At 45.0% G+C, this 5,264-nt stretch carries 4 protein-coding genes and 1 riboswitch; all 4 genes read right to left on the bottom strand.

All coding sequences use genetic code 11. The features are described from left to right. A partial coding sequence (locus QTO00_RS14265) for a ThiF family adenylyltransferase (protein WP_331425394.1) occupies positions 1-612 on the bottom strand: 612 nt, incomplete at its 3' end. Continuing rightward, entirely contained in the window at positions 599-2,014 is a 1,416-nt protein-coding gene (locus QTO00_RS14260; protein ID WP_331425393.1) for a thiamine phosphate synthase, read from the bottom strand. The genes QTO00_RS14260 and QTO00_RS14265, both read right to left, overlap by 14 nt. Further along, positions 2,014-3,954, bottom strand: coding sequence for a phosphomethylpyrimidine synthase ThiC (gene thiC, locus QTO00_RS14255; RefSeq protein ID WP_331425392.1), 1,941 nt, complete (start codon positions 3,952-3,954; stop codon positions 2,014-2,016). The genes QTO00_RS14260 and thiC overlap by 1 nt, the downstream gene beginning before the upstream one ends. 163 nt (positions 3,955-4,117) lie before the next feature. After that, a riboswitch (TPP riboswitch) is annotated at positions 4,118-4,216 on the bottom strand. A 69-nt stretch (positions 4,217-4,285) separates the two neighbouring features. Beyond that, positions 4,286-4,669 (bottom strand): fluoride efflux transporter CrcB, encoded by a 384-nt coding sequence (crcB, locus tag QTO00_RS14250; protein ID WP_331425391.1) that lies wholly within the window; start codon positions 4,667-4,669, stop codon positions 4,286-4,288. Positions 4,670-5,264: the final 595 nt, after the last annotated feature.

Raw genomic sequence — 5,264 nt, 5'->3', positions numbered from 1 at the left:
ACCCACCACCGGACCGACGACACCGCTTTCACTGCACTTTTGCGTTTGCGGTAATTCGTCGAACGGATACAAACAGCGGTAACAGGCTTTACTCTGCGCTCCTTGTTCACTTGGTGTTTGGTAATCAAAGACAGCGAATTGCCCTTGCCAACCAATTGCTGCCGCCGAGATGAGCGGCGTATTTTGTTCGAAACAAACTTGGTTAATGAGCTGGCGCGTTGGCATGTTATCGCTGCAGTCGAGCACCACATCCGCCAGCATCACCTCAAGCTGGAGCTGTGCTTTTTCTAATCGCTTATTGAGAGCACGAACTTGGACCATAGAATTAAGTTCATTGAGTTGCTGTACAGTCGCTTTTGTTTTGGCAACTTGGAGGTCTTGTTCACGATAAATGATCTGACGTTGTAGGTTACTGCTATCAACTTCATCGTCATCAACCACAACCAGTTTACCAACACCCGCTGATGCCAAGTACAAACTCACTGCGCTTCCTAATCCACCACAACCGATGATCAGCACATGCGATTTGCTCAAACGCTCTTGCCCAATTTCAGCAATTTCAGGAAGAGCAATTTGACGTTGATAGCGAAGGAACTGCTTATCCGTGAGCATGCTCGCCTCTCTTGTTATGCACCAGTTCATTATTCTGTTCAGTAAACGTTAGCTGTCTTTCCGTCATCAGTTGTGCGAAGAACTCGATGACGGACTGAGGTGATTCTGCCAACGTAATAGCTCGTACGACGGCCAAACTAGAGACGCCTGTGTGCCAAACTTGATCAGCATTAGATTGGTCAATGCCACCAATCGCGAGCGTCGGAAAGCCAAGCACATAGTCACTAACGGCTTTGTCTATTGAAGAATGGAAAACCGACTCTGTGTTTCCATAGGGAATGCTATCAATCAGCTTTTGATACAGAGCCAAGCGCACCAAACCTTGTGGTTTCGATGGCATCTGTTTAGTGGTGGTTGGGAAAATATGCCCTAGCGCGATGTAACTAGGATGAATTTGTACGATGCGCAGTAGCTCATAATAACCATGAGTAGAAAGACCAAGACGAATGCCGGCTTTAGTTAGCTGAGCCAAATTCGATTCTTCAATGTCTTCTTGTCCTAGGTGAACGCCATAAGCGCCATGCTTGATTGCCAACTGCCAATAGTCATTGATGAACACTTGTGCTTGATACTGACGACCTAGCTCAATTGCTCGAATGATCTGTTGTTCTAAATCGGCTTGTTGTTGGTTCTTGATTCGTAGCTGAATAGTGTTGATACCTAGTGGCAGTAGACGCTCAATCCAAGCAACATCATCAACGACTGGATAGAGCCCTAGACTTTGCTTAGTTAGAGTTGGAAAGCTAACGCTCTCGCCTTGTGCAGACCAACCAACTTGAATACCTAGTCGGTTATCCTCCAGTACAGGTGTGGGGAAATCATCAAATTGGTCAGCCCACTGAGTTGATTGAACCTCGTCAATGTTGTCATTCAACAGTGTTTCACGTGAAACATTCGCTTGTAGAGTTAGCATTCCTCGAGCAAGTGTTAACGCATCTTCAATAGGAAAATCGAGTGCTGTCAGCGTTACTATCCAAGCAAGGTGATGTTCGGGATCGAACATTGCGTTGAATTTGGACTCAATGGAAAGCGCTCTCACTTCGTTGTTAATTGGGTGACGCCAGATATCAAACTGAAGCACTTTCTCCTTTTCATCGGATACCTGCGTATCAGCAATGCCAATATAAATCGCTTTCGACGGTTGCTTAGCACACGCTTCTACCGATAAAGCAGAGCGGTAATAGAGCACAAATGAACTCTCATGCTCAGAATCATAACCATCAATAAGATCTGTCGTTATGCGTGTGGTCTGTTGGTCGCGAACAAGCTGAATAGATTGAGTTGGGCTCACACCCAACCCAATGTCTTCGATGCTAAAACCCTGTTCTTTCGCCAACAACAAACATTGCTGAACTAAACCAGTCAGTTCAATCAATGATGACGGAATAAGGACTTTGCTCATTAGTCACTTACCTCGGCATGTGCTGCTGGGTGGTATAGCTCGGAACCTGACTCTCTAAATTCTTGCGATTTCTGACGCATCCCTTCAAGAGGATCATCTAGCATTTTAATCGAGATAGCTTGGTCCGCAGCAACTTGCTCAGTGTCTTTCGCGTACTCTCGCACCTCTTGCGAGATCTTCATCGAGCAGAACTTTGGTCCACACATCGAACAGAAGTGAGCAACTTTGCCGGACTCTTGAGGCAAGGTTTCATCATGGAAAGCGCGAGCAGTATCTGGGTCGAGCGACAAGTTAAATTGGTCTTCCCAACGGAACTCGAAGCGAGCTTTAGAAAGCGCATTATCACGAACTTGTGCACCAGGGTGTCCCTTCGCCAAATCAGCGGCGTGCGCAGCAAGCTTGTAAGTGATCATGCCTACTTTCACGTCTTCTTTGTTTGGTAAACCAAGATGCTCTTTAGGCGTTACGTAGCAAAGCATTGCACAACCATACCAACCAATCATGGCAGCGCCGATGCCTGAAGTAATATGGTCGTAACCGGGAGCGACGTCTGTCGTCAATGGACCAAGGGTATAGAAAGGAGCCTCATGACAGTGCTCTAACTGCTCTTCCATGTTCTCTTTGATCATATGCATTGGAACATGACCAGGACCTTCGATAATCACCTGTACGTCGTATTCCCACGCAACCTTGGTCAATTCGCCAAGAGTACGAAGCTCTGCAAATTGCGCTTCGTCGTTAGCATCGGCAACCGAACCAGGACGCAGACCATCACCCAGAGAAAGAGCCACATCATACTTAGCACAGATTTCACAGATCTCTCGGAAGTGGGTATATAAGAAGCTTTCTTGGTGATGCGCTAAACACCATTTCGCAATGATAGAACCACCACGAGAGACGATGCCAGTAACGCGTTTTGCAGTCATTGGCACATAACGAAGTAGTAAACCGGCATGGATAGTGAAGTAGTCAACGCCCTGCTCTGCTTGCTCGATCAGAGTATCGCGCATCACTTCCCAGTTAAGGTTTTCTGCAACACCATTCACTTTCTCAAGCGCTTGGTACATAGGTACGGTACCGATCGGAACCGGACTGTTACGCAGAATCCACTCGCGAGTTTCATGAATATTACGCCCAGTAGAGAGATCCATAACGGTATCTCCACCCCAGCGCGTTGCCCATACTAACTTCTCTACTTCTTCTTCAATCGAAGAAGTAACCGATGAGTTACCGATGTTGGCGTTCACTTTGACCAAAAAGTTGCGGCCAATGATCATTGGTTCGGATTCTGGGTGATTGATATTAGAAGGGATAATCGCGCGGCCTTCAGCGACTTCTTTACGCACAAACTCGGCGGTAATATCTTTTGGAAGATTCGCTCCGAAGCTTTGCCCCGGATGCTGTTGATTCAGCACTTCATCTCGGTACTTGGCACGACCCATATTTTCACGTAGGGCGATGTATTCCATTTCTGGAGTAATAATGCCTTTGCGAGCATAGTGCAGTTGAGTCACACACTGCCCACTTCTAGCACGCCTAATACGCGGTAGATTGCCGTAACGAAGATCGTCTAGCGTTTCATCTTCTAAGCGCTGTTTGGTATACACCGAGCTTACTTCATCAAGTAGTTCAGTATCAGCGCGCTCTTCAATCCACCCTTCTCTCAGCTTAGGTAAGCCGTTGTGGAGGTCTATGGTGTGTTCTGGATCTGTGTATACACCCGAGGTATCGTATACGCGTACTGGCTCATTAGGCTCAAAAATAGGCGCTTCTTTTGTGCCTCCGATGAGACTATCAGCGAGTGATATTTCACGCATTGGCACGCGAATATCGGGACGTGAGCCCTTTACGTAGACTTTTCTTGAATTCGGGTACGGTTGTACCGAGAGTGTATCAATGAACTGTTTTGCTTCCAGTCTCGCTTGCTTGCGACTCGACATAGCATTTTTCCTTGCTTTGTTATTCTTAGATAAAAAGTAACGGGATAAAAATGCTTGACGGAAAGATGCGACAAGAGGAATCGAATTGTACCTAATTAGTTTCTACTAACGGATTACGACAACATTCGATTACTTGATAGATAAACCAGATTGAACACTGGCATAGATATCTTCTCTTGTTCCCTTCGCAGATATTAATCTGATCAGGTTCAACGGATCCCGAATAAACGGTCTCAGCCATATGGCACTCCGACAAGTGATTGCAGTATATAAAAACGGCTTGGGTAAACCAAGCCGTGATAAACAATAATTAGCTAAATTTTCACCAACATTAGCTCTTAATGAGTATTTGAAACCCTATCCAAGCAGCAGAAATGCTCAAAAAGACATTCAACAACACATTCACGCCCATTTTAAAAAACGCTCCCTGCTGCATTAGAAGTACGTTATCCATTGAGAATGTAGAAAAGGTGGTCAATGCACCAAGAAAACCTAACCCGATTATTTGACGCCACGGCTCGGTAGCTAACATCTCATTTTCAAAAGCCGCAATAAGCAAACCCATAATGAAGGAACCAACCACGTTAACGGTCAGCGTACCATATGGAAATCCGCGTCCAAGTAGCGCAACACAAAGCTCAGAAACAAGATAGCGAGAGCATGCACCAAAAGCACCGCCAATTGCGATAAAACCGAGAATAGAAAGTTGACCCATAACTCCCCCTAGATAAATTTCTGGCTCTTATTGTAACGTCCAGTGACAAATAATCGACAAAAATTCATGACTCTTATATCAAACAAAGTTTTGAATTAAAAAAGTTACAGGAGTCACTTTAATTTGCTATTCAAAGAGAAAAATCAACTTGTTGAGTTTACCTAGGTCAAATATCCCTGATGGATTGAGGAGAAGAGTAGTGATTAGCACATAATAGCTCAACTCAAAGACTCGTAACAGAAAAGGAAACACACCTTCATCTGGTGCACGCAAACACACTCTCCTTACTCCTCGTTGCCGAACCAATCTTATGCTGAAAGCACTTAAGGGACGTTTTCACAGGGTCTACATCAACGGCAACGCTCATATATCAACTCGTTCCACACCAATAGGGGAAGTTATCGTACTATCAGAGTTGGGAAACTCAGACCATGCTTATCGACCTTAGCGACTTTAAACTGGGAAACCGTACATGCAAGTAATACCAATCTAAGTAAAAATATGATCTAATTAAGGCCATACAATATTAGAACTTATTCGCTATGGACAGTCTCAATAATATCGACTTTAAAAAGCTCGCAAGTCAGCAAAAATC

Source organism: Vibrio sp. M260118, assembly GCF_036533755.1.
GTDB lineage: Bacteria > Pseudomonadota > Gammaproteobacteria > Enterobacterales > Vibrionaceae > Vibrio.
This window is presented reverse-complemented; position numbering and strand designations above follow the sequence as displayed.

What these genes read in the sequence shown, in the direction of transcription:
- QTO00_RS14260 (WP_331425393.1), bottom strand. Translation starts at nt 2,014, where the DNA reads ATGAGCAAAGTCCTTATTCCGTCATCATTGATTGAACTGACTGGTTTA.
- thiC (WP_331425392.1), bottom strand. Translation starts at nt 3,954, where the DNA reads ATGTCGAGTCGCAAGCAAGCGAGACTGGAAGCAAAACAGTTCATTGAT.
- crcB (WP_331425391.1), bottom strand. Translation starts at nt 4,669, where the DNA reads ATGGGTCAACTTTCTATTCTCGGTTTTATCGCAATTGGCGGTGCTTTT.